This window comes from Caballeronia arvi, assembly GCF_001544695.2.
Classification (GTDB): domain Bacteria; phylum Pseudomonadota; class Gammaproteobacteria; order Burkholderiales; family Burkholderiaceae; genus Caballeronia; species Caballeronia arvi.
In genome coordinates, this window is record NZ_FCOM02000004.1 from 55,974 (window position 1) to 81,067 (window position 25,094).

Annotated in this window: 25 protein-coding genes; 8 read left to right on the forward strand and 17 right to left on the reverse strand. The window is 61.8% G+C overall.

Annotation, left to right across the window (positions count from 1 at the left end):
• Nucleotides 1-6 precede the first annotated feature (6 nt).
• The 8 genes from leuD to AWB74_RS06580 form a co-directional block, all read right to left on the reverse strand.
• Nucleotides 7-624, reverse strand: a complete 618-nt coding sequence (gene leuD, locus AWB74_RS06545) for a 3-isopropylmalate dehydratase small subunit (RefSeq protein ID WP_061145971.1) — start codon at nt 622-624, stop codon at nt 7-9.
• Nucleotides 621-2,027, reverse strand: a complete 1,407-nt coding sequence (gene leuC, locus AWB74_RS06550; protein WP_061145972.1) for a 3-isopropylmalate dehydratase large subunit — start codon at nt 2,025-2,027, stop codon at nt 621-623. Before leuC ends, leuD begins: the two co-directional genes overlap by 4 nt.
• Before the next feature lie 2 nt (nt 2,028-2,029).
• The gene (locus AWB74_RS06555) at nt 2,030-2,806 is read right to left on the reverse strand and encodes an ABC transporter permease (RefSeq protein WP_061145973.1); all 777 of its coding nucleotides are present in this window, start codon (nt 2,804-2,806) and stop codon (nt 2,030-2,032) included.
• Nucleotides 2,803-3,561, reverse strand: coding sequence for an ABC transporter permease (locus tag AWB74_RS06560; RefSeq protein WP_061145974.1), 759 nt, complete (start codon nt 3,559-3,561; stop codon nt 2,803-2,805). The genes AWB74_RS06555 and AWB74_RS06560 overlap by 4 nt, the downstream gene beginning before the upstream one ends.
• On the reverse strand, nt 3,558-4,418 hold the full coding sequence (locus AWB74_RS06565) for an ABC transporter ATP-binding protein (protein ID WP_061145975.1): 861 nt from the start codon (nt 4,416-4,418) through the stop codon (nt 3,558-3,560). Before AWB74_RS06565 ends, AWB74_RS06560 begins: the two co-directional genes overlap by 4 nt.
• 7 nt (nt 4,419-4,425) lie before the next feature.
• Nucleotides 4,426-5,376, reverse strand: coding sequence for an ABC transporter substrate-binding protein (locus AWB74_RS06570; protein WP_061145976.1), 951 nt, complete (start codon nt 5,374-5,376; stop codon nt 4,426-4,428).
• 257 nt (nt 5,377-5,633) lie between these two features.
• Nucleotides 5,634-6,395 carry a GntR family transcriptional regulator gene (locus tag AWB74_RS06575; protein WP_235024501.1) on the reverse strand — a complete coding sequence of 254 codons (762 nt, stop codon included), beginning with the start codon at nt 6,393-6,395 and terminating at the stop codon, nt 5,634-5,636.
• Between the two features lie 49 nt (nt 6,396-6,444).
• Nucleotides 6,445-7,320, reverse strand: a complete 876-nt coding sequence (locus AWB74_RS06580) for a LysR family transcriptional regulator (protein ID WP_061145977.1) — start codon at nt 7,318-7,320, stop codon at nt 6,445-6,447.
• Between the two features lie 150 nt (nt 7,321-7,470).
• Here AWB74_RS06580 and AWB74_RS06585 point away from each other — a divergent pair, with 150 nt between their 5' ends.
• Both AWB74_RS06585 and AWB74_RS06590 read left to right on the forward strand, forming a co-directional pair.
• Nucleotides 7,471-8,241 carry a glutaredoxin domain-containing protein gene (locus AWB74_RS06585; protein WP_061145978.1) on the forward strand — a complete coding sequence of 257 codons (771 nt, stop codon included), beginning with the start codon at nt 7,471-7,473 and terminating at the stop codon, nt 8,239-8,241.
• Between the two features lie 132 nt (nt 8,242-8,373).
• A complete protein-coding gene (locus tag AWB74_RS06590) occupies nt 8,374-9,069 on the forward strand; it encodes a GntR family transcriptional regulator (protein WP_235024502.1) in 696 nt (231 codons plus the stop codon).
• 10 nt (nt 9,070-9,079) lie between these two features.
• On the opposite strand, the gene AWB74_RS06595 is transcribed toward AWB74_RS06590, so the two are convergent.
• The gene (locus AWB74_RS06595; protein WP_061145979.1) at nt 9,080-9,580 is read right to left on the reverse strand and encodes a universal stress protein; all 501 of its coding nucleotides are present in this window, start codon (nt 9,578-9,580) and stop codon (nt 9,080-9,082) included.
• Between the two features lie 160 nt (nt 9,581-9,740).
• On the opposite strand from AWB74_RS06595, the gene AWB74_RS06600 reads away from it, so the two are divergent.
• Nucleotides 9,741-11,012 (forward strand): LysR family transcriptional regulator, encoded by a 1,272-nt coding sequence (locus tag AWB74_RS06600; RefSeq protein WP_061145980.1) that lies wholly within the window; start codon nt 9,741-9,743, stop codon nt 11,010-11,012.
• Between the two features lie 61 nt (nt 11,013-11,073).
• On the opposite strand, the gene AWB74_RS06605 is transcribed toward AWB74_RS06600, so the two are convergent.
• The gene (locus tag AWB74_RS06605) at nt 11,074-12,651 is read right to left on the reverse strand and encodes a SulP family inorganic anion transporter (protein WP_061145981.1); all 1,578 of its coding nucleotides are present in this window, start codon (nt 12,649-12,651) and stop codon (nt 11,074-11,076) included.
• A gap of 83 nt (nt 12,652-12,734) precedes the next feature.
• Nucleotides 12,735-13,382, reverse strand: a complete 648-nt coding sequence (locus AWB74_RS06610) for a carbonic anhydrase (RefSeq protein WP_061145982.1) — start codon at nt 13,380-13,382, stop codon at nt 12,735-12,737.
• Between the two features lie 264 nt (nt 13,383-13,646).
• On the opposite strand from AWB74_RS06610, the gene AWB74_RS06615 reads away from it, so the two are divergent.
• Nucleotides 13,647-14,474, forward strand: coding sequence for an alpha/beta fold hydrolase (locus tag AWB74_RS06615; protein ID WP_061145983.1), 828 nt, complete (start codon nt 13,647-13,649; stop codon nt 14,472-14,474).
• A gap of 1 nt (nt 14,475) precedes the next feature.
• Here the strand turns inward: AWB74_RS06615 and AWB74_RS06620 are convergent, their stop codons facing one another.
• From AWB74_RS06620 to AWB74_RS06630, 3 genes are all read right to left on the reverse strand, one after another.
• Entirely contained in the window at nt 14,476-15,330 is an 855-nt protein-coding gene (locus AWB74_RS06620; RefSeq protein WP_061145984.1) for a polysaccharide deacetylase family protein, read from the reverse strand.
• Nucleotides 15,327-16,412 (reverse strand): glycosyltransferase, encoded by a 1,086-nt coding sequence (locus tag AWB74_RS06625; RefSeq protein ID WP_061145985.1) that lies wholly within the window; start codon nt 16,410-16,412, stop codon nt 15,327-15,329. The genes AWB74_RS06620 and AWB74_RS06625 overlap by 4 nt, the downstream gene beginning before the upstream one ends.
• A 671-nt stretch (nt 16,413-17,083) precedes the next feature.
• The gene (locus AWB74_RS06630; protein WP_061145986.1) at nt 17,084-17,839 is read right to left on the reverse strand and encodes a FadR/GntR family transcriptional regulator; all 756 of its coding nucleotides are present in this window, start codon (nt 17,837-17,839) and stop codon (nt 17,084-17,086) included.
• Nucleotides 17,840-18,346: 507 nt separating this feature from the next.
• On the opposite strand from AWB74_RS06630, the gene AWB74_RS06635 reads away from it, so the two are divergent.
• Nucleotides 18,347-18,850, forward strand: coding sequence for a hypothetical protein (locus AWB74_RS06635; RefSeq protein ID WP_235024503.1), 504 nt, complete (start codon nt 18,347-18,349; stop codon nt 18,848-18,850).
• A 25-nt stretch (nt 18,851-18,875) separates the two neighbouring features.
• Here AWB74_RS06635 and AWB74_RS06640 read toward each other — a convergent pair whose 3' ends face one another.
• Complete coding sequence (locus tag AWB74_RS06640) at nt 18,876-19,100, reverse strand: hypothetical protein (protein WP_087038870.1); 225 nt, start codon at nt 19,098-19,100, stop codon at nt 18,876-18,878.
• A gap of 159 nt (nt 19,101-19,259) precedes the next feature.
• Here AWB74_RS06640 and AWB74_RS06645 point away from each other — a divergent pair, with 159 nt between their 5' ends.
• Nucleotides 19,260-21,941, forward strand: a complete 2,682-nt coding sequence (locus AWB74_RS06645) for an excinuclease ABC subunit UvrA (protein ID WP_061145989.1) — start codon at nt 19,260-19,262, stop codon at nt 21,939-21,941.
• Here the strand turns inward: AWB74_RS06645 and AWB74_RS06650 are convergent.
• Both AWB74_RS06650 and AWB74_RS06655 read right to left on the reverse strand, forming a co-directional pair.
• Complete coding sequence (locus AWB74_RS06650; RefSeq protein ID WP_061145990.1) at nt 21,924-22,460, reverse strand: HD domain-containing protein; 537 nt, start codon at nt 22,458-22,460, stop codon at nt 21,924-21,926. The two genes, AWB74_RS06645 and AWB74_RS06650, sit on opposite strands and share 18 nt — an antisense overlap.
• Before the next feature lie 14 nt (nt 22,461-22,474).
• Complete coding sequence (locus tag AWB74_RS06655) at nt 22,475-23,191, reverse strand: YdcF family protein (RefSeq protein ID WP_061145991.1); 717 nt, start codon at nt 23,189-23,191, stop codon at nt 22,475-22,477.
• A gap of 399 nt (nt 23,192-23,590) precedes the next feature.
• Between AWB74_RS06655 and AWB74_RS06660 the strand changes: the two genes are divergently transcribed.
• Together AWB74_RS06660 and AWB74_RS06665 are read left to right on the forward strand one after the other, a co-directional pair.
• A complete protein-coding gene (locus tag AWB74_RS06660) occupies nt 23,591-23,842 on the forward strand; it encodes an acyl carrier protein (RefSeq protein WP_061145992.1) in 252 nt (83 codons plus the stop codon).
• Nucleotides 23,839-25,092, forward strand: a complete 1,254-nt coding sequence (locus tag AWB74_RS06665; RefSeq protein WP_061145993.1) for an acyl-CoA dehydrogenase family protein — start codon at nt 23,839-23,841, stop codon at nt 25,090-25,092. Before AWB74_RS06660 ends, AWB74_RS06665 begins: the two co-directional genes overlap by 4 nt.
• Nucleotides 25,093-25,094: the final 2 nt, after the last annotated feature.

The following is a 25,094-nucleotide window of genomic DNA, read 5'->3' on the forward strand; positions in this document are numbered from 1 at the left end:
CGGATATCACGCAAGGTAAGCCCAGCCGCGGGCCTTGCGGTCGTTGGCGCGAAAGCGCGCGATGTCTTCGGTGAGGCGTCGTGTCTGGTCGATCTCGTCGAGTCCTTCGAGCAAGGCCTCGCGCTGTGCGTCGTCGAATTCGAAAGGAATGGGATCGAGCTTCGGCGCGCGTATTTCGCGTAACCGCAGATCGACTTCGATACTTTCGCCATGGCGCGATGCGTCCGCGATACGCCCGATATCTTTTGCATCGAGCCGCACCGGCAGTAAGCCGTTCTGCAGGCAGTTGTTATAGAAGATATCGCCGAACGATGGCGCGATCACGCAGCGAATGCCCGCTTCTTCGAGCGCCCACACAGCCATTTCACGCGAACTGCCGCAGCCGAAGTTCATGCCGCCGAGGATCGTGCATGCGTCACGAAACGCGGGTTGGTTCAGCACGAAGTCTTCGCGCTCGCCGCTCGCCGGACCATCGCCGCGATAACGCAGCGTTTCAAGCAGATAAGGCCCCAACTCTCCGCGCTTCAGTTGCGATATGCGTTCGATGCGAACGATCAGATCGGTGTCGATGTTATCGCGCAAGAGCGGCGCGGCGGCGCCCTGAATCGTCGTGACGGCCTTCATTGCGATGCTCCCGCGTGCGGCGCGGCGATATGCCCTGCGAGCGCACTCGCAGCGGCTACGGCTGGACTCGCGAGATGCGTGCGCGCGCCCGGCCCTTGCCTGCCGACGAAATTGCGATTCGAAGTCGATACGCAACGCTCGCCGCGCCCGACGATATCGCCGTTCGCGCCGACGCACATCGAGCAACCCGGCTCGCGCCATTCGAAGCCCGCGATGCGAAAGATATCGTCGAGCCCTTCTTCGTGCGCCTGACGCGCGACCATGAGCGAGCCGGGCACGACCCACGCCTTCACGTTGCGCGCGACATGATGACCCTCGACGATGCGAGCCGCCGTGCGCAAATCCTCGATGCGGCTATTCGTGCATGAACCGATGAACACGCGATCCACGGCCAGCTCTTCGAGATGCTGTCCCGCATGCACGCCCATGTATTCGATCGCGTGCTGCGCAGCGCGGCGGCGCGATTCATCGACGAGCGATGCCGGATCGGGAACGGTCTCGCCGAACGCGATCACATGCTCGGGACTCGTGCCCCAGGTGACTTGCACGCGAATCGCCGATGCATCGATGATGATCTCGCGATCGAAGTGCGCGCCATCATCCGTTGCGAGCTGCTTCCAGTCCGCGACGGCCGCATCGAATTCAATACCTCGCGGTGCATAAGGTTTGTCGCGCAGATACGCGAACGTCGTCTCATCCGGCGCGACGAGCCCGAACTTCGCGCCCAGTTCGATGCTCAGATTGCACAACGTCAGACGGCCTTCCATCGACAAGTCTTCTATCGCTTGACCCGCATATTCCACTGCATGCCCGGTGCCGCCCGCCGCGCCAATCTTGCCGATCACATAGAGGATCATGTCCTTCGCGCTCACGCCCTCGCGCAAGCGGCCATTGAACAGCACGCGCATCGTTTTCGGTCGCTTCTGTCGAATGGTTTGCGTCGCGAGCACATGCACGACTTCCGTCGAGCCGATGCCGAATGCGAGCGCGCCCATCGCGCCATGCGTGCAGGTGTGACTGTCCGCGCAGACGATCGACGTGCCCGGCAGCGACAGCCCGAGCTCCGGCCCGATCACATGCACGATGCCTTGCTGTCCTTCGTTGCCGATATCGAAGATGGGAATCGCGTGATGCGTTGCTTGCGCGCGCATCGCATCGACCATGTCGGTGCTCCAGGCGGCATCGCCGGCACGCCGCCCAGGCAATGTCGAGATCACGTGATCGAGCGTCGCGAACGTGAGCGCGGGGCTGTCGACGCCGAGTCCGCGCCGCTCCAGAACATGCACCGCTTCGACGCCCGTCAGCTCGTGCATCAAGTGCCGGTCTACTTGCAACAGGTCGGCGCCGCCCGCGAGATGGGCGATCGTGTGGCTGTCCCAGAGCTTGTCGAAGAGTGTTTTCATGATTAGTCGCTATGCGTGAGATGGCGCTGCCACGCAAGGAACAGCAGATTGACCAGTGTCGCGAACACGAACAGCATCAGCGCGAGCGCCATGATCGTGCTGGTTTCGTTGCGGTTCATCGCGATCATCAACAGGCGTCCGATACCGCTTTGCGATGCGAACATCTCGCCGATCAGCGTGCCGAGCAGCGTCAGCGAAAAGCCGATGCGCAAACCCGAGACGACCTCCGGCACGCATGCGGGAATGAGAACATGGCGCGCGAAATCGCCGGGACTCATGCGATACGTTCTCGCCGCGCGCGCATAGATGGGCGGCATGTTGCGCACCGCGTTCATCGTGAAGAGCGTGATCGGCACGATGCCATGCATCACGCCGAAGACGATCTTCGCCCACAGGCCGAGGCCGCACGCGAGCAACACGACGGGATACAGCGTGACCTTCGGGATCGAATAGAAACCCATCATCAACGGCTCCATGACATCGCCGGCCATGCGGCGGGTGCCGAGCAGCAAGCCGAGGCATACACCCGCGATCGCCGAGATCGCGAACGCCGATGCGAATGCCAGCGATGTCACGTAGAGGCTCGCGGGGAAATCCACATCGCTGACAATATGCACCGCGCGCTGGACCGTATGCGCAGGCGTGGTCAACACATCGGGGCCGAGCAGTTCACTCGCAACCTGCCATAACGCGACGAGCACGACGATCAACACGAGGGCATCCGTCCAGCGCCGCACGTGCCGCGTTCTCGTCCCATGCGTGATGACGACGGTGCTCATGCCACCTCCCTTCGGATGCGCCGGTAGAGGCGTCGTTCGGCCTGACGCAGCAAGCCGTTGATGGTCGTGACGAAGACCAGCATCAGCAGCATGAGGCCGTACATGGTCGGGTTGTCGAATGCGTTGTAGGCGAATGCGATCTGATAGCCGAAGCCCGAGCCCGACAACACGAACTCGCCCGCAACGACCGCGATGAACGCGTACACGACCGTGAGCTTGATACCGGTGAATACGAACGGCAGGCTAGCGGGCAGCGTGATCAAACGAATTTCATCGAGCGTGCTCAGCCGGCATACGCGCGCGGTACGCATGAGCACGCGCGGCACGCGCTCAAGACCATTGAGCGTGTTGACGGCCATTGCAACGACCGCAAACAGAAAGCCGATGCCGACGAGCGGCCAGCGATTCAAACCGAAGATCACGATGAGAATCGGATACAGCACGAACACCGGCACCGCGTAGTAAGAAAGCAGCAGGGGATCGAGCACGCGCCTCAGGCGCGGCAGGCGGAACAGCAGCACGCCGCCGATGAAGCCCGCGATCACGGCAAGCGCAACGGCGAGCAATGCAGTGCCGAGCGTCTGCAGGATATCGATCGTGAACTGCCCGGACACGAGAATGTCCCACGCGCTCATGGCCATGCGAGAAGGCGGAATGAACGACACCGGATTGATCCACGCGAACCGCGTCGCAATCTCCAGCAATGCGAGCAACCCAACGACGAGCCCGATGCGCCAGCGTGCCGCCGTGTTCACGGCTTGCTCCCGAGCGCTTTCAAAGCTTCATCGCGCAACAGGCCCCACACTTGCGCGGTGAGTTCGCCAAAGCGCGGATCGAGCGCGATCTTGCTGTCACGCAGTCTCGTCCAGCCCGTTTCGATGGTCGCGATGAAGCGGCCAGGGCATGCCGACATGACACCGATGCGATCCGACAGCAGCACCGCTTCGTCGATCGAGTGCGTGATGAGCATGACGGTCGCGCCCGTATCGCGCCAGAGCTTGAGCATTTCATCGCCCATCAGCAGACGCGTTTGCTGATCGAGCGCGCCGAACGGTTCGTCGAGCAACATGAGACGCGGACGCACGACCATCGCGCGCGCGATACACACGCGCTGACGCATGCCACCCGAAAGCTGTGCCGGATATGCACGCGCGAACGACTTAAGGCCCATGAACGATAAGGCATGATCGACACGCTCGCGCACTTCGTTTTCCGGCACGCCCGCACGTCGCGCAGCGAACGCGGCGTTATCGAATACGTTGAGCCACGGAAAGCTCGCGTCTTCCTGAAACACGACCGCGACGCCATCGGGCACTTCGCGTCCCACAGGCTTTCCTTCGAATTCGACCGTGCCGCCGCTCGCGGGATTGAGACCTGCGAGCACGTCGAGCAAGGTAGATTTGCCGCAACCCGAAGGACCGACCACTGAGAAGAACTCGCCCGCGCGCAGTTCGAGACTCACGGGCCCGAGCGCATGAAACGGCGGCTTGTCCGCTGCGCCGGGATAGATGCGCGTGACATCGGTGAGGCGCGCCTGCACGCGATCGGCGTCCTGCGAAGCGGAATCGCGCGATACGACCGATATCTTCGTGCGACGTGACAACACGCTCATCGCGGCCTCACTTCTTCGTTTGCAGATCGGCGGGGAGGAGCGATTCGTCGACGATCTTCGACCAGTCGAACGCGCCATCGGGAATCGCCTTCACGAGAATCAGACCCTTCAGTACTTCGTCCATGCCCTTGCGATCGAAGCTGCCTTCGCTCCAGTACTTCGGGTCTGAATCGAGCACGTTGTTCACCGCCGACGAGGCCACGGCCGGGTCCATCTTGTACTGCTTCGCGAGGATCTGAGCGGACTCGTCGCGATGCGCGGCCATGTATTGGACCGCCTTGCGGCGCGCCTTGATGATGCCCTTGATCACTTCGGGATGCGCCTTCAGATAGTCGGTGCGCACGATGCCGACCGTCTGCGTTTCATTGGGCACGATATCCGTCGACCGAAACGCGATGCGCAACTGATCCTTCTTCGCGCTATACGAAGGCTCGGTCATGTACGCGACATCGACCGCACCTTGCTGCAATGACGTGAGCATGCCGCTCGAACTGCCGACGGGTTTGCGCTGCACTTGCCCCGTCAAACCAGCGCGATCGAGCGCAATCGTAACGATGGTATCGGTGGTCGATTTCGGGCTGCTATAGCCGATCGTCTTGCCTTTCATCTGCTGGATGCCGGTGATCGTGCCGTCTTTCTTTTCGACCCATACCAGGTCGGCAAGACTCTGCACGCCGCCGTGCACGATCGTCAGATCGACGCCCTGCTTCACCGCCGAGATCGCCGCGGGCAATGCGACTTCACCATAGGGAATTTCAGAGGCCATCGCGTTGCGCACCGTGGTGCCGCCGCCTTCGGACGTGATGAAGCCCGTGACGTTCACGCCTTCTTCCTTGAAGAAGCCCTTTTCCATCGCGACTGCGAACGGCACGCCATACATTCCGTCGCCCCAATGCGTGACAGTGAGCGGCGCGGCGCGCGCGGCGGTGCCGCAGACGAAGGCCGCGGCGAAAGACATGAGACAGGCACCGCGTGCGAATCTCGCGAGCTTTCCAGGCGCAAACATGTAGGCGTCTCCATCCATGATCGGCGGTCTCGCAGCGTGCTCAGCACATGCGGCCGCACTGTGTTTTTGGACCTGCTCTCTACATTGCTATCTGCTCGAGCGCACGGCTGTATCGCATAACCGTGCAAGTTAATGTATGCATTAAACGCGTGAAAGTCCAGATTCATGGAGGGCGTACATACCCTCGTCGTCGCTGTGTGAGGTTTGATTCAGGCTTGCTGAATGCCGTATTGCTGCAGCACGTTCGTCTGGTCGCGCCAGCCGCGCTCGCGGTGCGCGCGATACAGGGCGCTCGCTTTCGCTGCATCGCCGCAACGCATCGCGTCGATGATCGCGTAGTGCTCCTCTATCGACTTCGACGGCTGCGGATGAGGTTTCACCATCTGCGTGAAGCGGCGCACACGGTGCACCTGATCGCGGCAATTCATGACGATGCCGCGAAGCCGCGCATTGCCGCTTAATGCAACGAGCGTCTCGTGAAAGACTTCGTCGGCCTCCGCCCACGCGAGCATGTCGCCGCGTTCGAGCGCATCGGTCATGGCGTCGCATGCTTGAACGAGCCGTGTGAGATCCACGTCCTTTCTCGCCGCGACGAGTCCCGCCGCCGTCGATTCGAGGCTCATCAGCACTTGATAGATGTGTTTGATATCGGATATGGATGTCGGCACGATGCGTATGCCGTGGCGCGGCACGATCTGCACGAGCCCTTCACCTTGCAGACGCAGCGCCGCTTCGCGGATCGGCGTGCGGCTGAATCCGAGCATGAGGCCGAGTTCCTGTTCGAGCAGATACGATCCCGGCGTCAGCTCGCTCTCGATGATTCGCCGGCGCAGTTCGCGATACGCCAGCTCGGTCGTGTTGCGCCGCGCGGGTCGCGCGGCTTCGACAGGTTCGTCGTTCGATATGACCTTCACGCTATTGGCGCGACGCTTTGGTGATTTCGACGTGACGGTGACGCGGGACGCGGCCATGCCTGAACTCCCCGAAGGAACTTCGCTTTGCGCCGATGTTAGCACCGCATCATGCGTTGGTGAGATGCGTGACGAGTTTCCTGCACGCCTCGGGCAATGCATCGAGCGAGCGCACGCCGATGAGCAATTCGCGCGTGGCCCAGGCGTCGGTCAACGCGACGATGGCGAGCGCGTGTTGTCTTGCGACTGCCTCGGGCATCACGCCGAGGCCGAGTCCCGCTTCGATCATCAGGCATTGCGCGTCATAACTCGATACCTGTATGCGCACGCGAACCGAACGTCCTAGTTCGTTGGCCGCGCGCGTGAGGCACTGGCTGATCGCGGTATCGGCGGGCAAGGCGACGAACTCTTCATCGAGTGCATCGGCGAATGCGATCGATTGTGCTTGCGCCAGCGCATGTTCAGGCGGCGTCGCGAGCACGAGGTTGTCTGTGCGATACGGAATCGTGTGAAGCGCATAACCATGCGGCACCGATGTGAATACGCCGATATCAGCCGCATTGTCGGCAACGGCGCGCACCACTTGCACGCTCGGCTTTTCATCGAGCTGAATCCGCACATTCGGATGACGCGCCGCGAAGGACTGAATATCGCGCGGCAGGAATTGCACGATCGACGATATGTTCGCCGCGATGCGCACGATGCCGCTGGTGCCGCTCGCGACGTCGCGCATCTGTATGGCGATATCCTCGAATTGATGCAATGCACGATGTGCGAGCGCCGCCAGCCGCCTGCCCGCGTCGGTCGGCTCGACACCTTTGTTCGTGCGGCGCAATAGTGGGACGCCGAACATCGCCTCGATCTCGCTGATGCGCCTGCTTACCGCCGCCGCGGCGATATGCTCGCGTTGCGCTGCCGCGGCGATCGTCCCTGCATCGACGACGGCGAGAAAGAGTCTCAACGAAAGCGGATCGATGGATGGCATAAGAAGGTGCATTGATCGGAAGGCACGCCGGCAGTGTACTTAAAGAACGCTCGTCATCGCATCTGGCGATGACGACATGACGAGGCATTGCTTTGCCGCCTGCATAGATTCGATCAGAATGCTTCGAGTACAGCACTCAAAGGAATCGTCATGCAGGAAGCCGCTGCTGCAACCCGCATCCGTGTGTTCTGGCAACCCGGATGCTCGTCGTGTTTGCGCACGAAGGAATTCCTCGCGCGCCAGGGCATCGAGTTCGAATCGATCGATGTGCACAACGATCCCGAAGGCCGTGCCGCGCTCGCGGCGCTCGGTGCGCGCAGCGTGCCCGTGGTTGCGCTTGGATCGAAGTACACGCTATGTCAGTCGATCAACGATGTGATCCGCTTCCTCGATCTGAAGACAAAGCCGACACCGCCTTTGCCGCCTGAAGAACTGGTCAGAAAGCTCGCGCTCGTTCTAGAGGCCAATGCGCGATACACGCGTCAGTTCGGCGCCGAGTATTTTCGCAAGCCTTTTCGAAATCGCAATCGCACGCCGGCCGGCTTGACGTTTCATGTGTTTCGCGTCGCTGAAATGGGCGTTCAGGCCGCACATCAGATCGACTTGCGTTTCGAAGGTTTCGACGATATGCCGCCGCCCGAATGGCAGGCCGAAGACATCGCGCACTGGGGCGAGAGCGTGCGCGAGAAGCTGCTCGACTGGTGGAGCAAGGAAAGCGACCGCTCGCTCTCCTACGACGTGCCGACCTACTACGGCCGCCGTTCGATGCACGAAGTGCTCGAGCGCACCGCGTGGCATAGCGCGCAGCACACGCGCCAGGTGATGCTGATGCTCGAAAGCGACGGCGTGGCGATCGATCGACCGTTGACGGCCGAAGACCTCGCAGGCTTGCCGCTGCCCGATGAAGTCTGGGACAAATAATCTTTTTTCTTTCGCAAAGGCATTAACGTATGCGTTGAGCGATACATATAATGAAGGCATTCCGTCCGCCGACGCTGATTTCGGCGGACATTGCGTCCGTGCATCGACGGCAACGTTTTCGGAATGCCCATCATGGCTCCAGCCCGAACGGCCGAAGCGATCAGCAAACCGCGCGAGAAATCGACCGACACGGTCTATCAGGCGCTGCGCGAGAAGATTCTCAGCAACGAGCTGCGGCCCGGCACGCAGTGGCTCGAACAGGAACTTGTCGAATTATTCGGCGTGAGCCGCACGCCCGTGCGCGAGGCGCTGATCCGTCTGCAGAACGAGCATCTCGTGCAGATCATTCCACGCCACGGCATGCGCGTGTGCAATGTATCGCTGGCGGATATCGAAGAAGTCTTTCAGGTGCAGACGAGTCTCGAAGCCACGGCAGCCGCTTCTGTCGCCGCACGAAAACCCGGCGCACGCGATTTGAAAGCACTGGAAAAAGCGTGCACCGAAATGGATCGCGCCTTCGCGAAGCGCGATCGCGACGCCTGGTCCGCCGCGCGCGAGGCTTTCTATGCACGCCTCGTCGAATCGAGTGATAACCCGCGTCTCACGCAAATCGTCGGCGAATGCTCGGATCAGGTGCGGCGCGTGCGCGAATTGACGTTGCGTCTGATCGATCCCGACGAATCGGAAGCGCAAGCACTGCGTGCGATCGTCGAAGCATTGCGGCAAGGCGATGTTTTAGCGGCTGAAGCGCTCTGTCGCGAGCATCGCGCACGTAACCTTCAGACGCAAATCGAGGCACTGCGGCGCTACAGGATTCTCGACGTCTGAATGCGCGGCGTCATGCCTGACGCGCTTGCAACAGCGCGCCGTGCAGTGCGCTCACGCGCGCCTTCGGCGCATCGCTGGCAGTGGCGATCAACACTTCGCGATCGGTATGACGGCACACGACGTTGCGTACATGACTCGTGCCGAGGCCGAAAAGCCCGCGCTTCCCGCCGCCGAGGACGATAAGATCCGCATCGAGCCGATTGGCCGTATCGGCGATCACGCGGCCAATGCTTCGGCCATCTTCGGGGAGCCTGCGCATTTGCCAGTCCGCATCGACGCCCTCGCGCCGAAGGATCTTTTCGCTATGCCGGCGAACCACGAGGGCGAGCTGATTGACGAGCGACGGCGTATCGCAAAGGCTATCGGCCTGCCATCCTGCCCACCACGGCGCGGTTTCGATCACATGCAGGACGGTCAGACGCGCATGGCTTTCGCGGGCCCGTGCGATAGCGGTCGACAAGGCGGCTTCGCTAAAACCGGGTCCAACAGCGGCGAGAATATGTTGATACATGGCGCAACCCTCCGATCATTGAATAGCGCGCTATGGAAGTTCCGTGCATGACTTCATGATCGGCGCCGAGAATTAGCTTTCAGTGAGCGCGGCCTCCTGAAATGGGCGTTACGATGCGATAAATTAAACTGATAGCCTGCGCATTCAATCCCTCTCGCATATGGACAATCGCGAACTGCTCAACCTCGCCTACCTGCGCGCATTCCGGCTCGTCGCGCAAACCGGCAGCGCGACGCGTGCCGCCGCCGCGCTATTCCGCGCGCAATCGGCCGTGACGCGTTCGCTGCAAGAGCTCGAAGCGTCGGTGGGTGAGACCTTGCTCGAACGCCGTCCGTCAGGCATGTTGCCCACGCCCGCGGGCCGTGCGGTGCTGTTGCGCTGCCAGCGCATCTTCGGCGAGCTCGAGGAACTCGCGCAATGGTGCGCGACGCGTCAATCGCGCAGAAGAACCGCAGCCGGAGGTACGCTCCCCGCGTTCCTGCTCAATACACGGCGTCTGCAATTGTTCTCCGCACTCGCGCGACATCGGCACATGCCGAGCGCAGCGCAAACCCTGGGGCTCAGTCAACCGGCCGTGAGCAGCGCGATCCGCATCATGGAGACGGGCGCGGGCATGCAATTGTTTTATCGCAGTCCACGCGGACTGCTGCTCACGAGCGAAGGCGAGACCTTCGTGCTGCATGTTCGCCGCGCGCTGAACGAACTGCGCCATATTCCCGACGATCTCGCGGCGTTGCGCGGCACGATACAAGGTTATGTCACGGTGGGCTCGCTTCCCCTCGGCAGAACGCTGATCCTGCCGGGCGCTATCGCGCGCGTGGCCGCGCAGTATCCCGGCGTGCGCATCGTGACCGACGAGAGCGCTTATGAAACGCTCGTTGCGGGATTGCGCGCCGGCGATATCGACTTCGTGCTCGGCGCGCTGCGGCACAACGATGCGTCGAGCGGACTCGTCAACGAACGTCTCATGTCCGAAGACATCGTCGTGATCGCGGGGCGCGGGCATCCGCTTGCGAACGTGAGCGGATTGACGCTCAAGGATCTGATTTCCGCGCAATGGATCCTGCCGCGCAGTCACGCACCCGCGCGCGGCATGTTCGAAGCGCAGTTCAAACGCTGGAAGCTGAAGCCGCCGATGCCCACCGTCGAAACGGCGGACCTCGCCGTCATTCGCGGCCTGTTGACGCACACCGATATGCTCGCCGCCGTATCCGCGCAACAGTTGCACTACGAGTGCGAATCGGGCCAGCTCGTCGTGATGGATGTGCCGCTGCAGAACACCCGTCGCGAGATCGGGCTCACGATGCGCGCGGGCAGCACGCCGTCACCGGCAGCGCGCGCATTGATCGATGCAATCCGATTGACCGTCGATCAACTCGGACATGAAATGCGTCGCGAATCGGCTGGCGCAGTGAAAGCCGCGGTTTCATGAAAGCATGATGTCCCCTTCCATTGCATCGGGATAATGCGCGCCAGTTTGATCCCTCGCTCGCTTATTCGGACGTCATGCCCTGTCTCGTGAATCCAAGCCATCTGCCGCGCAAAGCGGGCACGCCTGTCTCCGCACCGGTAAGCGGCAGCTTTCTGCATTCGACATGCATGTTTCGCGACGACGCGGCCGCCACGAACTTGTCGATCTCCTCGCGCACGTCGGGATCGATATAGTCCGCTCGCGAGGCATCGAAGATCACCGTGGCGCCATCGGGAATCATGCGCAGATGATGCTTGAGCGTGACCTTGCCGAGGAACGAGACGTCCTTGCGGAACGACAGCAGGTAATGATCGTCGTGCTGCGCGATCGTGATCGGACGCTTGAGGTTCGCACGGAACGCGAGCAGGAGACTGCACGCGATGCCGAGCAGAATGCCCATCAGCAGATCCGTCAGCAATACACCCGCAATCGTGACGACGAACGGAGCAAAGCGTTCGATGCCCTGCTTCGCGACCGCCGCGAACAGCGAAGGCTTCGCGAGCTTGAGGCCCGTGAAGATCAGGATCGCCGCGAGACAGGCGAGCGGAATCAGGTTGATCACGCTCGTCAGCGCGAACACGCTCGCGAGCAACAGCACGCCATGCACGAACGACGACCAGCGGCTCTGCGCGCCCGCATGCACGTTCGCCGAGCTGCGCACGATCACCGACGTGATCGGCAACGCGCCGATCGCACCGGCCATCATGTTGCCGATGCCCTGCGCCTTCAGTTCGCGATCCGGATGCGCCGCGCGCTTCTTCGGATCGAGCTGCTCGACCGCTTCGAGACTCAGGAGCGTTTCGAGGCTCGCGACGATTGCAAGCGTCAAGGCAAGACGCCACACATCGGGATTCACGAGTTGAGCGAAGTTCGGTAATTCGAGCGCATTCGTGAGCGCCGCAAACGTTTCAATCGACGGCAACGCGACGCGATGTTGCGCGGGCGGAGCGAACCCCGGCGCGAACAGATCGAGCAACAGCGTCATGCCGATGCCGAACGCGACCACCGCGAGCGGCGCCGGCACGGCGCGCACGAGCGCGAAGCGGCGCATCGCACGCGTTTCCCAGCCGGCCAGCATGCCGAGCGATACGACGGCCACGATGCATGCCGCCATCGATATGGGACCGAGCGGCGTGCCGAGCATGCCGGGACCACTCGCAGCCGCCGCGCCGTGATTGGCGAAACCCGCGGCGAGCGGAATCTGCTTGATGACGAGCAGAAGGCCGATGGCGGCGAGCATGCCCTTGATCACCGACGAAGGCACATACGCCGCGAAGCGCCCCGCTTTCAACATGCCGAAGCCGAACTGGATCGCGCCGGAAAGCAGCACGGCGAGGAGAAACGCGGAGAAGCTGCCGAGCCCCGCGATGCCATCGACGACGATCACGATGAGACCCGCGGCCGGGCCGCTCACGCTCAATTGCGAGCCGCTCAGCAACGCGACGACGAGCCCGCCGATGATGCCCGACAAAAGCCCGGCAAACGGCTCGACGCCCGATGCATTGGCGATACCGAGACATAGCGGCATCGCGACGAGAAACACGACAGTGCCCGCGAATACATCGCGCGGAAAAGTGGCCAGACGGTTAGCTTGATTCATGAATTTTTTTCGAACGAGTTGGGGCCTGCGAACGTCGCGGGAGCGACTTCGCATCGACAAGCTATCGATGGGAAACAGCCGGACTAAGCGGCCTGAAGCGATACGACCTGCGCGCGCGCAGTGTCTCGTGTCTCGGCCTCTTCCGCATAGCCGGAAGCGAGCACGTCGATGAGGCCGTCATGCAGCCCGAAGATCCAGCCATGAACGAGCGGCGGCTCGTCGCGGTCTCGCACGATTGCGTGTTGCCGCAAGAGGCGCACTTGCTCCAGCACGTTCAGTTCGGCGAGTCGATTTGCGCGCGTATCGAGTTCGGCGAATGTATCGAGTTCCGCGCGATACCGCTCACCCAATGCGCACAACGGCGCGATACGGCGATTCACGTGCGGCAAGTCGCTCGATTGCGGCAGCAGCGAGGCTCGCACGCCGCCGCATCCGTAATGGCCGCATACGATCACATGATCGACTTTCAGCACGCGCACCGCGTATTCGAGCACGCTCATCGTGTTGTCATCGGAAGGAGAAAACAGGTTCGCGATGTTGCGATGAACGAAGAGATCGCCGGGATTGGCGTTCGTCACCGTTTCGGCCGGCACGCGGCTATCCGCGCAACCGATCCACAGCACCTTTGGGCTTTGCCCCTGCGCGAGACGCGGGAAGAATTGCGCGTCCGCATGCGCGGTCTCGCGCGCCCAGGCAATGTTTTCCAGAAGCATTCGTTTCGGTCGATTCATGCATTTCTCTCCATAAGCAAACCAGCGCGCCTCTTTTATGCCGACGCAATGAATCAATAAGGGAACGTACCTGCGCTGCAGTGCAGCGATTCCTTACGAATAACTTTCGCAGAAAAAGTTCATCGCCGTCCAGTGAAATAAATCTGACGTATCTTTAACGCATCGCGCGCACATAAATGATGCATCGACGGGTCCGGTTTTATTGCGGCTCAAATGGTGTCGTCTGCTAATCTCTGTCGTTCGTGATTCAGCCTTCAAACGTCCATGAACCATCCGGCAACAGGCATCGATACGACGCGCTTCGTCGAATTGAATGACGGCGCTCATCCGGTGCGCATCGAGTATCAATGGTTGAATGCAGAGCGCACCGATGCGCCCATCGCACTGTTCCTGCATGAAGGTCTGGGATCGATCGCGCTGTGGAAAGGCTGGCCGCAAATGCTATGCGACCGCCTCGATTGCCGCGGGCTCGTTTATTCGCGGCCCGGCTATGGGCGCTCGACGCCGCGACGGCGCGAAGAAAGATGGCCGGTCGAATTTCTGCATCGCCAGGCGCATGACGTGCTGCCCGCATTGCTCGATGCACTCGGTATCGGCGCTGAAGAACGTTCGCGCATGTGGCTCATCGGCCATAGCGATGGCGGCACGATCGCGCTGCTGTATGCGAGCGCGTTTCCCGAAGCACTCGCCGGTCTCGCCATCATGGCGCCGCATGTGTTCGTCGAAACGATGACGGTGGAAGGTATCGAAAAAGCCCGCAGCACGTATGAGACGACATCGTTCAGGGACAAGCTGGCGGCTTATCACGACGACGTGGATTCAGCCTTTTACGGCTGGAACGATGCCTGGCTGAATCCTGAGTTTATGCATTGGAACATCACGGAAGAGATAGCGACGATCGTTCGCCCGTTACTCGCGATACAAGGCTATGACGATGAATATGCGTCGATGCTGCAACTGGACGCGGTCGAGACTGCAGTTCCACATACCCGACTCGTCAAGCTGACGCAATGCAGACACTCGCCGCATCGCGATGCGGCCGACGCAGTGAACGACGCGATCGCCGCTTTCATGGCATCGCATCGCACGTGATTCAACGCTTGATCTTCAGATAGGCGCGGCTGATCGCGGGCCGCGTATGCACCCATAAACGCGACGCCAGCCACGAAGCCGGACGATCGCGCACTTCGAGTCGCTTGATGGTGCGCTCCGCATCGGCCGAAGCATTGCGATCGAGCGGATTCGCGCCGACGTTCGTGCCCGTATGACACGTATAGAAGTGCCTGAAGCCCGCGTTCAGCGCGACTTCACGATAGTCGTCGTCGTAATAACCTTGCGGCCAGCACAGATGATCGGAGACTTCGCCGAGGCGAGTACGCAATACAGAACGCGCCGCATGCAGATCGTCATGCAGGCACTCGCGCTTCTCGCCTGGCGAGCCAGCGACCTTATCCCAGCGCACGTGCGTATGCGTGTGGCTATGAAATTCGAATGTGCCGGCATTGCGCATCGCTTCGATTTCGGACCAGCGCAGGATTGCATCGTCGGCGCGACCATTTTCGATGGCGCGCTCGCCTGCATGATGATCGAGCAAAGACGGCAATGCCGATCCCGCATTCGCTGCATTCGGGCGCACGCCGCCCTCGCCCGGCCAACTGCTCACGAGAAAGCACAAAGCCGTGAAGCCATGGCGCTTCAACACCGGATGCGCATGCACCCAGTTGTCGAGATAGCCATCGTCGAAAGTAATGACGATGGATTTCGGCGGCATGTCCTCGCCGCTCAAGAACGCCGCGAGTTGTGCCGAGCCGATCGTGCGATAACCTGCGCTCGCCAGATACTCCATTTGCGCTGAGAAATGCGCGGGCGTCACGGTGATCATGCCGGGCGACGTACTGACGTGGTGATACATCAGCACGGGAACAGCGCGTGCCTGCTTCCGGCTCATTGGCGATGCCCTCGCTCTTCCAGAGCGCGTCGATAAAAGAGCGCTGTTTCATTCGCCATTTCGCCGACCGTGAAGCCGCGTTCGGTGATGCGCACGCTTTCGCGTTGAAGGCGCTGACGCAAAGCCGGATCATCGATCATGCGCGCAATCGCCTCGCGCAACGCAACCGGATCATGCGGCGGCACGAGCAAGCCATTTACGTTGTCTTCGATGAGTTCGGGCACGCCATCGACACGTGTGCCGATGACCGGCAATCCCGCGTCCATCGCTTCGATAAATGCCTGCCCGAGCGCTTCCTGATGCGTGGGCAGCACGAAGAGATCGGAGCCGCGAAAGATGTTGGGCACGTCGGTGCGAAAGCCGAGCAAATGGATGCGATGCGCGAGACCGAGGCTATCCACGATGCCTTTGACGCGAACGTACAGATCGCCATCGCCCGCCATCACGACGTGCAGGTGCGGATAGGTGTCGAGCAGCGGACGCACCGCGGCGATCAGGTCTTCATGGCCCTTCTTGTCACGCATGATCGCGACCATGCATGCGATGAACGCGTCCGGCCCGAGACCGAGTTCCTCACGCAGAGTCGAATGCGCGACGGGCTGCGGCTTGACGATGCCGTCATAGATCGTCTGCACCCGTTCCTCGCCGACGCCCGCGGAAATCAGATAGCGGCGCACGTAATGACTCACCGCGATCACGCGGTGCGGAATCCACGTATAAGTCGCGAGGGACGAAATCGGCAGCGCGAGATGACGCGTGCGCACGATGAGCGGCGTGCGCGCGAGCCGCGCGGCCGTGCCGGCAACGAGACTGTCGTGACCGCTATGCGTGTTGACCACGTCGAACGGGCGACGGCGCAATAGCGCGTTGATGTGCAGCATCGATTGCATGTCGCCGCCGCCACGCATGCGCGCGTGATGCACGGTGAAGCCAAGTTCGGTGCAACGGTGCCCGAGGCGCGCATCGCTCGGACACACCAGTTCCACGGTATGACCGCCTTCGCGCAGTGCCACCATTTCCTTCAACGTGCGGATTTCCTGACCGCCCCATCCCGTCGAGGATTCGCTATGTAGGATCTTCAAATGCTCGGTTCTCCAACCTCAGCGACGACGCGCCGAAATTTTTGGTAATAATTTGTTTGCCTTTCGGCCCTCGGTGGCTCGTAACGAAAACGCAAGGGATTTGGCGGGTGCCTCGAACGAGGCTATCGGAAGAAATGCAGTGTTTGTTAGCGTAATGAAAGCGCGACGCCGACGGTGCTAAAAACAGTCTATCGATGTAACGTTTTGAGGCCGATTGGTTTTGTTCGTGAAGAAACCGGGTGACCACCAACCGCCTAACGGTTCGATGCAGCGCTTGGTTGACGCGTAGATGGCGATTTAGTCAGTTTCGCTCACTAAACCTTATCGCTTGCTTAAAGAAGAAGAGTCGCAGGTAACAAGCAAACGTTTGTCGTGTTTCTGACTAACTAACGCTCGCCAAATGTCTTTTGCTGCTTAGTGCTCGCAGCAAGAATTCAGTGTCTGTTTCAACATCGGACTTACATCATCGAGTGCTGTGCGAGCGTGATAACTTCAATCGACATTGCGAGGAGAAAGCTCATGCTGCTCTCCGATGAAGAACTCGCACGCCTGCAATTCGTCGCGCCGTTTCTGCGAAGCGAAGCGCGTTCGGCACTCGAGGCCGAAGCCGGTTACGAAGTAACGAAGGCTGGCCGAGCATGCGAGCCCGGCGGAGGATCAGCGGTGCGTATTCACCCCGCGTCTGGCGACTTCGGCAACGCTTCGTGCGCACGCCGCAAACGCTCGCGGCTATTGGAAAGATGCATGCGCATGGCCGCGCGCGCCGCTTCGGGATCGCGGCGCTCGATCGCATCGTAGATGTCTTCATGCTCGCGATTCACGCGATCCAGATAGCTGCCCGGATCGTTGTGCGCGAGCGCCGCGGAGTTGACGCGCGTACGCGGAATGATCGTGTTGCCGAGCTGACTGAGGATGCTGTGGAAGTAGCGGTTGCCCGTCGCCTTCGCGAGTTCGAGATGGAACGCGACATCGGCGGCGACCGCGTTGCCCTCGCCCGCTTCGACGAGCCGCTCGAAGTCGTCGAGCGCGCGGCGCATGTGCGCCAGGTTTTCATCGGTGCGGCGCATGGCGGCGAGACCAGCCGCCTCTGCCTCGAGGCTGATACGCAGTTCGAGAATGGCCATCACGTCGCGCACGGTGAGATCGCCCGCGGCTTCGATCTGGAAACGGTCCTGATCGCCCGCCTGGAGCACGAAGGTGCCGATGCCGTGACGTGTTTGTACGAGCCGCGCCGCTTGCAGCCGTGAAATGGATTCGCGCACGACCGTTCGGCTCACCCCGAGCTGCGCCATGATCTCGGATTCCGTAGGCAGCTTGTCGCCGGGTTGAAGCGCGCCGCTGCGGATTCGCTCGGACAGTTCGGCGACGACCTCCTCGGTGAGATTGCGGGAGCGGCGAAGCGCGCCGGACGCGAGTGCTTGGGACATTGAAAGGCCAATCTTGGTGTGCTGATCGGCCCATTATAGGGGCGCGTGACAGCTTGTACGATGACTATCGAATTTTGCACGCAGGATGCAGCGGCGTTACGCGCGTCGATTTAGAGGCAGCATTCTTTTCAGCGGGTAAGCGAATCATGAATCGCGTGGGCGCACCGGCTGCCGTCACAAATACTCTGAAAATCATGCGATTAGGGACAAAGCAAACCGTTGATAAACCGTTTGTTGCGGCGTAAAGTTCAAGTACTGCATGAAGTAGATCCGCGCCAGCCAGGCGATATCGACCGCTATCGGCGGTCTTCGTCCGTCTGAACGGGCGGGTTCGTCTTATCGTCCGGCTCGTCAATCCAGGTCCGCATCCGTTGGATTCGCCATCTTCTCGCGCACTCGCGGGCCAGAGCACAGCAGTTCACCGGCTCGCAGAAGCGCGTATGCACGCGTGTCTGTACGTTTCACCACGCCTCTCGCGCGCCTCGCCCATCGATCAGGCGAAAGCCGGTGTACATCCGTATTCCCATTGGCCGGATTCACGGCGATACTGAGGCGCGGCATCGAGGTTGGCAGGCAAGGAGACGAGCAATGATGCGTGAAGTAAGCGGAGCGTTCTATAACTCCCGTAAGCTGGATGAGGCACTTGAAGACTTGCGGGCGGAGGGCATCACGGGCGATCGAGTCCGCATGGCGAGCATGAGCGGCTTCGCCGATTTCCATGCGGCACAGACCCAGAGCAACAACGCGCAGACACAGTGGATCGCCGCCGAATACGCGGGCCACGGCGAGCATCTCGGCGTGGTCGATACGCACGACTACCCGTTCGGCCTCGATATCTCCGGCGACGACATTCTTCCCTCGTTCGGCGCCGACGGCGGCGATGCGGACGAGGCCTGCGGAATCACGCGCGTGATCGTGAGCATTCGCGACGAGGCCGAGATGCGCGCGGTGTGCGACATCTTCTCGCGCCTCGGCACCGACGATATCGACGTGGAGAGCGCAGCGGCCTGATTCGCAGCGCCCTGGCGTCAGCGGGTCATTGCGGCGGCGTCGCGGGTTTCGCCTTCTTCTTCTGCTTGGATTGAGCGTTCTCATGCTGTGTGCTCTCAGGCGCGGAGATTTTTTCGCCGCCCGCAGTCGGCCCTGCTGTCGCCGCGCCGTGTGCGTTGCCGCCGCCCGCGCCGCCATTGCCGTTGCCGCCCGATTGCGCCATCGCCTCGCCTGCAACGCCTAACGCGACGCCCGCCGCAACCGCGAGCAACGCTCTCCATCCAGTTTTCCCTCCCGATCGAAAATCATTGCCGTTCGGCGTGCATTTCGCATGCAAGATGCGTAACGCAAAATGCCATCTGGTATATGGCATGCTGCATGCTCGCCCCTCAACGCCCGTGCCGCGTCCGGCCGCCAACCCGCCCTGCTCATGGATGTCCGTAAAACCACCCGCAAGCCAGCCGAAAACGACGATCCCACGGCAGCATCGAGAGCAGGTTTCGTGCGCGTTCGCGGCGCACGGGAGCACAACCTGAAGAACGTCGATGTCGACGTGCCGCGCGACGCGCTCGTCGTCTTCACTGGCGTATCGGGATCGGGGAAATCGTCGCTGGCATTCGGCACGTTGTACGCCGAGGCGCAACGGCGTTACTTCGAGTCGGTCGCGCCGTATGCGCGGCGGCTCATCGAACAGGTCGGCGTGCCGCAGGTCGACTCCATCGAAGGCTTGCCACCCGCAGTCGCCCTTCAGCAACAGCGCAGCGCGCCAAACGCGCGATCGTCGGTCGGCAGCGTGACGACGCTATCGAGCCTTGTGCGCATGCTGTACTCGCGCACCGGCAGCTATCCGCCGAAACAGCCGATGCTCTACGCGGAAGACTTCTCGCCCAACACGGTTCAGGGCGCGTGCCCCGTGTGTCACGGTCTCGGCCGCGTCTACGAAGTCACGGAAAAGTCGATGGTGCCGGACGACTCGCTCACGATTCGCGAGCGCGCCATCGCGGCCTGGCCGCCCGCATGGCACGGGCAGAATCTGCGCGACATTCTCGTCACGCTCGGCTACGACGTCGACACACCCTGGCGCGACCTGCCGAAGAAGGACCGCGACTGGATCCTCTTCACCGAGGAGCAGCCGACCGCGCCCGTGTACGCCGGGCTCACCCCGAAGGAAACGCAGGCGGCGCTCAAGCGCGGTGCCGAGCCAAGCTATCAGGGCACGTTCACCGGCGCACGCCGCTACGTGCTGCATACCTTCGCGCATACCCAAAGCGCGCTCATGAAAAAGCGCGTGTCGCGCTTCATGGTCGGCAGCGATTGCGCCGCATGCCAGGGCAAACGCCTCAAGAAGGAAGCGCTGTCGGTGACGTTCGCGGGGCTCGACATCGCCGAATTCGCGCGGCTGCCGCTCAACCGTCTGGCCGATCTGCTCGCACCCATCGCGCGCGGCGAATGGCCGGCACACGACGATGCACCCGGCTCCGCACTCGCGAAGAAAGACCGCGTCGCGGCAACGGCAAAGCGCGTCGCGGCGGGCGGCTCGGCACACAAGGCCGCGCCGGACGTGCGCCGCACGGCGAATCTCTCCGACGAGAAGCGCGCCGCCGCCGAGCGCATCGCCGCTGACCTGCTGGAGCGGCTCGGCACGCTGATCGATCTCGGCCTCGGCTACCTGTCGCTCGATCGCGCGACACCGACGCTGTCTTCCGGCGAACTGCAGCGCTTGCGACTCGCGACGCAACTTGCATCGCAACTGTTCGGCGTCGTGTACGTGCTCGACGAACCGTCCGCCGGCCTGCATCCTGCCGACAGCGAAGCGCTGTTCGCCGCGTTGCAGCGATTGAAGGCCGCGGGCAATTCGCTATTCGTGATCGAACACGATCTGAACACGATGCGGCGCGCGGACTGGCTCGTCGATGTCGGTCCCGCCGCAGGCGAACGAGGCGGGCATGTGCTTTACAGCGGACCGCCGGAAGGCCTCGCATCGGTCGAAGAATCGCAGACGCGCGAACATCTGTTCGGTGCGAAGAAAGCGAAACCACGCGCCGCGCGCGAGCCACGCGGCTGGCTCAGGCTGGAGGGCGTCGCGCGCAACAACCTGCATGGCATCGACGCGGCCTTCCCGCTCGGCGCGTTCACGACCGTCACCGGCATCTCGGGCTCGGGCAAGTCGAGCCTCGTGAGTCAGGCGCTGCCGGAACTCGTCGCGGAAAGACTCGGACGCGCGCTCGACGATGTGCAGGAAGACGAGCAGGACCCGCTGTTCGCAGCCGCCGATACATCGGCGGGCGGACGCATCGTCGAGGGCATGGAGACGATCCGGCGTCTCGTGCGCGTCGATCAGAAACCGATTGGCCGCACGCCGCGCTCGAACCTCGCGACTTACACGGGTCTCTTCGATCATGTGCGCAAGCTCTTTGCCGATACCCCCGCCGCGCGCAAACGCCGCTATGGCGCGGGACGCTTTTCATTCAACGTCGCGCAGGGTCGCTGCCCGACATGCGAGGGCGAAGGCTTCGTGAGCGTCGAGTTGCTGTTCCTGCCGAGCGTCTACACGTCGTGCGCGACATGTCATGGCTCGCGCTACAACCCGCAGACGCTGGAAATCGAATGGCACGGAAAGAACATCGCGGACGTGCTCGGCATGAGCGTCGACAGCGCGTGCGAATTTTTTGCCGATGAACCGAACGTGATGCGCGCGCTCGCCGTGCTGCGCGACATCGGTCTCGGTTATCTACGGCTCGGGCAGCCCGCGACGGAGCTTTCGGGCGGCGAAGCGCAACGCATCAAGCTCGCGACGGAACTGCAACGGGCGCATCGCGGCGACACGCTCTATATCCTCGATGAACCGACGACAGGCCTGCATCCGGCCGACGTGGACCGCCTGATGGCGCAACTGCAAGGACTCGTCGATGCGGGCAACACCGTGGTCGTCGTGGAGCACGACATGCGGGTCGCGTCGTCATCCGACTGGGTCATCGATATCGGTCCCGGTGCGGGCGAGGATGGTGGCAGGATCGTCGTGGAAGGCGCGCCGCAACGCATCGCGGAACACGTTGCGAGCCGCACGGCGGGCTATCTGAAGGATGCGCTGGCCTCAGGCCGCGTCTCCTGAACGCGTGCCTTGCCGATACGTGTCGTCGAACACGGCTTCGAGCCCGGCATGCGCGCCGCGCAATTGATCGACGACACGCTTCGCCCATTCGAAGTACTCGCGCTTTCTCTCTTCGCTCCAGTCCGAAGGCGGCATCGCGGCGATATCGCGCAGATTGCAGATCTTGTCCGCGAGCTTCACGAGTTGCGCCGCATGACTGATATGCGCCGCATGTTCGATCTGCAGGCGCTTTCTTTCCGCCTTCGGCAAGGACTTGTCGTCCGTGACTTCGGCGACGATGCGCGCGACCTCGTCGCCGAACCATCGCGTGAGCTCTTCGTGCGATGTGTCCGTGTCCTCGATCGTGTCGTGCAGAATGGCCGCGAGCAGCACGCGCTGATCCTCGACTCCGCCTTCGTTGGCAAGCACGTTCGCGAGCGCGATCGGATGATTGATATACGGCGACGCCTCCGCGTCCTTGCGGCGTTGTTTACGATGCTTGTCCGCGGCGAACGCGATGGCTCGAAGCAGTTGATTCATAAGTTGGTCTTCCGTCAATAGAGGCCGAGCCATCGCCACACATAGAACCGCGCGATGCCGACCAGCTCATGCAGCGCGCGGTTCGAATCGAACAATGCTGCCGGGCGCAGCACCCAGCGCGAATCCGGTTCGCGAATGGAGGCCACCGCCGGCTGCGGATGCACGCCGAAGGCTTCGAATGCGAGCATAGCGCGGCGCATATGAAGCGACGACGTAACGAGCACCGATGTGTCGAATTGCCGCGATCGCAGTAACTTCGCCGTATTGCGCGCGTTCTCGTAGGTATCGAGACTTTGATTTTCGATGACGAGATCCGAGCGCCTCACGCCCGCGTCGAGGAGATAGCCGCTATAGAGATCGGCTTCGCTTTGTTCATGATGCTGCGGATTGCCGCCGCTCATGACGACGAAGCACGCCCTCTCCGTTTCGACGCAACGCCTGTAGAGCGATGCAGCGAGATCGATGCGCGCCATCCCGTCGCCTTCGGGCACGAGACGCTGGTAGAAATCGTGGCGTGTGCCGCCGCCGAGCACGATGATCGCCGTGCGCGCTTTCAAACGCGGTTCGCTCGCCGAGCCATAAGCGGAATTCGCGATCCACACGAGCGGTCCCGCAAGCCAGCTTCCGACCAGCCAGAACACCGCGCATGCAAGCACGAAGATCGTGACGCGTCGTTTCTTCCACGCGATAAACAAAACAATGAATACGAGCAGCAGAGCGATCAGTACCAATTACCTCACCTGAGCGTTTCTATTTTCAAAAAGCTTTCATTCGCGCATGAAACTTGCAAGCTCATCCTTGCAGGAACGGTTCGCATTGCGCTTTGCATGACTGGCATGAGTCTGAATAATTTAAGCGAATCATAACGTGCGAGTTATCGCACACAGTGCCGCATTGCTGTTCGAAGCCCTCCGTGCGCCATCGCACGGACGCACAAGGCCGCAAATTCGTTAAATACGATCAAACAAAGAAAACGGCAGTGCGTGAGAGGAGGCTCGTGAAGCATCTTCACGAGAGATGACCACCACCGCCGTCATCTCGCGCCGGAGTAATGCGGCATTCGATAAGAATTCATCGCCGCAATCCGGACTCAATCGACCGCTCGTCGGGTAACAGGGAAAACATACACAATGAAAACTGAATTGCGTCGTATCCTCGCCGAGTCCGCTCGTCTCGACGTGCCCATCGACACGCTCGCCGACGGCGACGATCTCTACTCCGCCGGTCTTTCCTCGCTTGCCACGGTTCACGTGATGCTCGCGATCGAAGACGAATTCGGCATCGAGATTCCCGATCACATGCTTACGCGCCGCCTGTTCTCGAGCGTCGATTCGCTCGCGTCGGCCGTCGACGAACTGCGTCGCACACAGGCGGCAGCATGAACGCGCCCGCACAGGAGCGGGAGATCGCCGAGCTTGCGCACAGCGTCAGCGCGCGCAGCGAGAGCGATCTGATCGAAGCCGCGAAACGCGTCGCCGCCGTTGCGGCGAAACACGCCGATGCAGTCGACAGGCAAGCGCGCTTCCCTGCTGAAGCCGTGACCGCGATGCGCGAAGAGCGCCTTTTCTCCGCAATGATCCCGACGATTCACGGCGGCGACGGTCTCTCGCTGACCGGCGTGGCCCGTTTGTGCGAAGCCATCGCGCAAGGCTGCGCATCGTCGGCGATGATCTATGCGATGCATCAGAGCCAGGTCGTGTGCATCGTCGATCATGGCGTGAACGTGCCGTGGCAGCGCGACTTTCTCGCCCGCATGGTGAGCGAGCAATTGCTGCTCGCATCGGCGACATCGGAAGAGAACATCGGCGGCAACATGCGCACGAGCGCATGCGCGGTCGATCTCGTCGATAACGCGTTCCGCATCGAAAAGCTCGCACCGACGATTTCGTACGGCAAGTACTCCGACGCCATTCTCGTGACGGCACGCCGTCATCCGGATGCGCCGCCTTCCGACCAGGTGCTGATCGTCGCTCCGCGCGACACGTTCACGCTGGAACAGCGAGGCACGTGGGACACGCTCGGCATGCGCGGCACGTGCAGCGAAGGGCATCGTCTCGTCGCGAGCGGCACCGCGGAACAGATTCTGCCGACGCCGTTCTCGAAGATCGCCGACGAAAGCATGCTGCCCGTGTCGCATACCTTGTGGTCGGCGGTCTGGTGCGGCATCGCGAGCGATGCAGCGAATCGCGCGCATCAGTTCTTCCGCAATCAGGCGCGTGGCAAGCCCGCGCTGCCGCCATCGGCTGCGCGGCTCTCGCAAGTGCTCACGCTCATCAAGATGATGCAGGCGCGCCTGCGCGAATCGCTCGCCAATGTCGAAGCAGCCAGCGCGGAGCACGCGGCACGCAAGGCGATCCACAGCCATGACGACGACGCGCCGCTCGCCGCATCGATCGGCATCAATGCCGACCTCAACATGCTCAAGCTGGCGATTTCGCAATCGGCCGTGCATGTCGTACAGGAGACGCTGATGATCACCGGCATGGCGGGCTACAAGAACGACACGCCGTTCAGCGTGGGACGCCATCTGCGCGATCTGCATTCGGCACCGCTCATGATCAGCAACGATCGCATCGAATTGAACACGGCGAATCTGCTGCTTGCGCAGCGCGCCGCAACGGGGACCCTTTGACG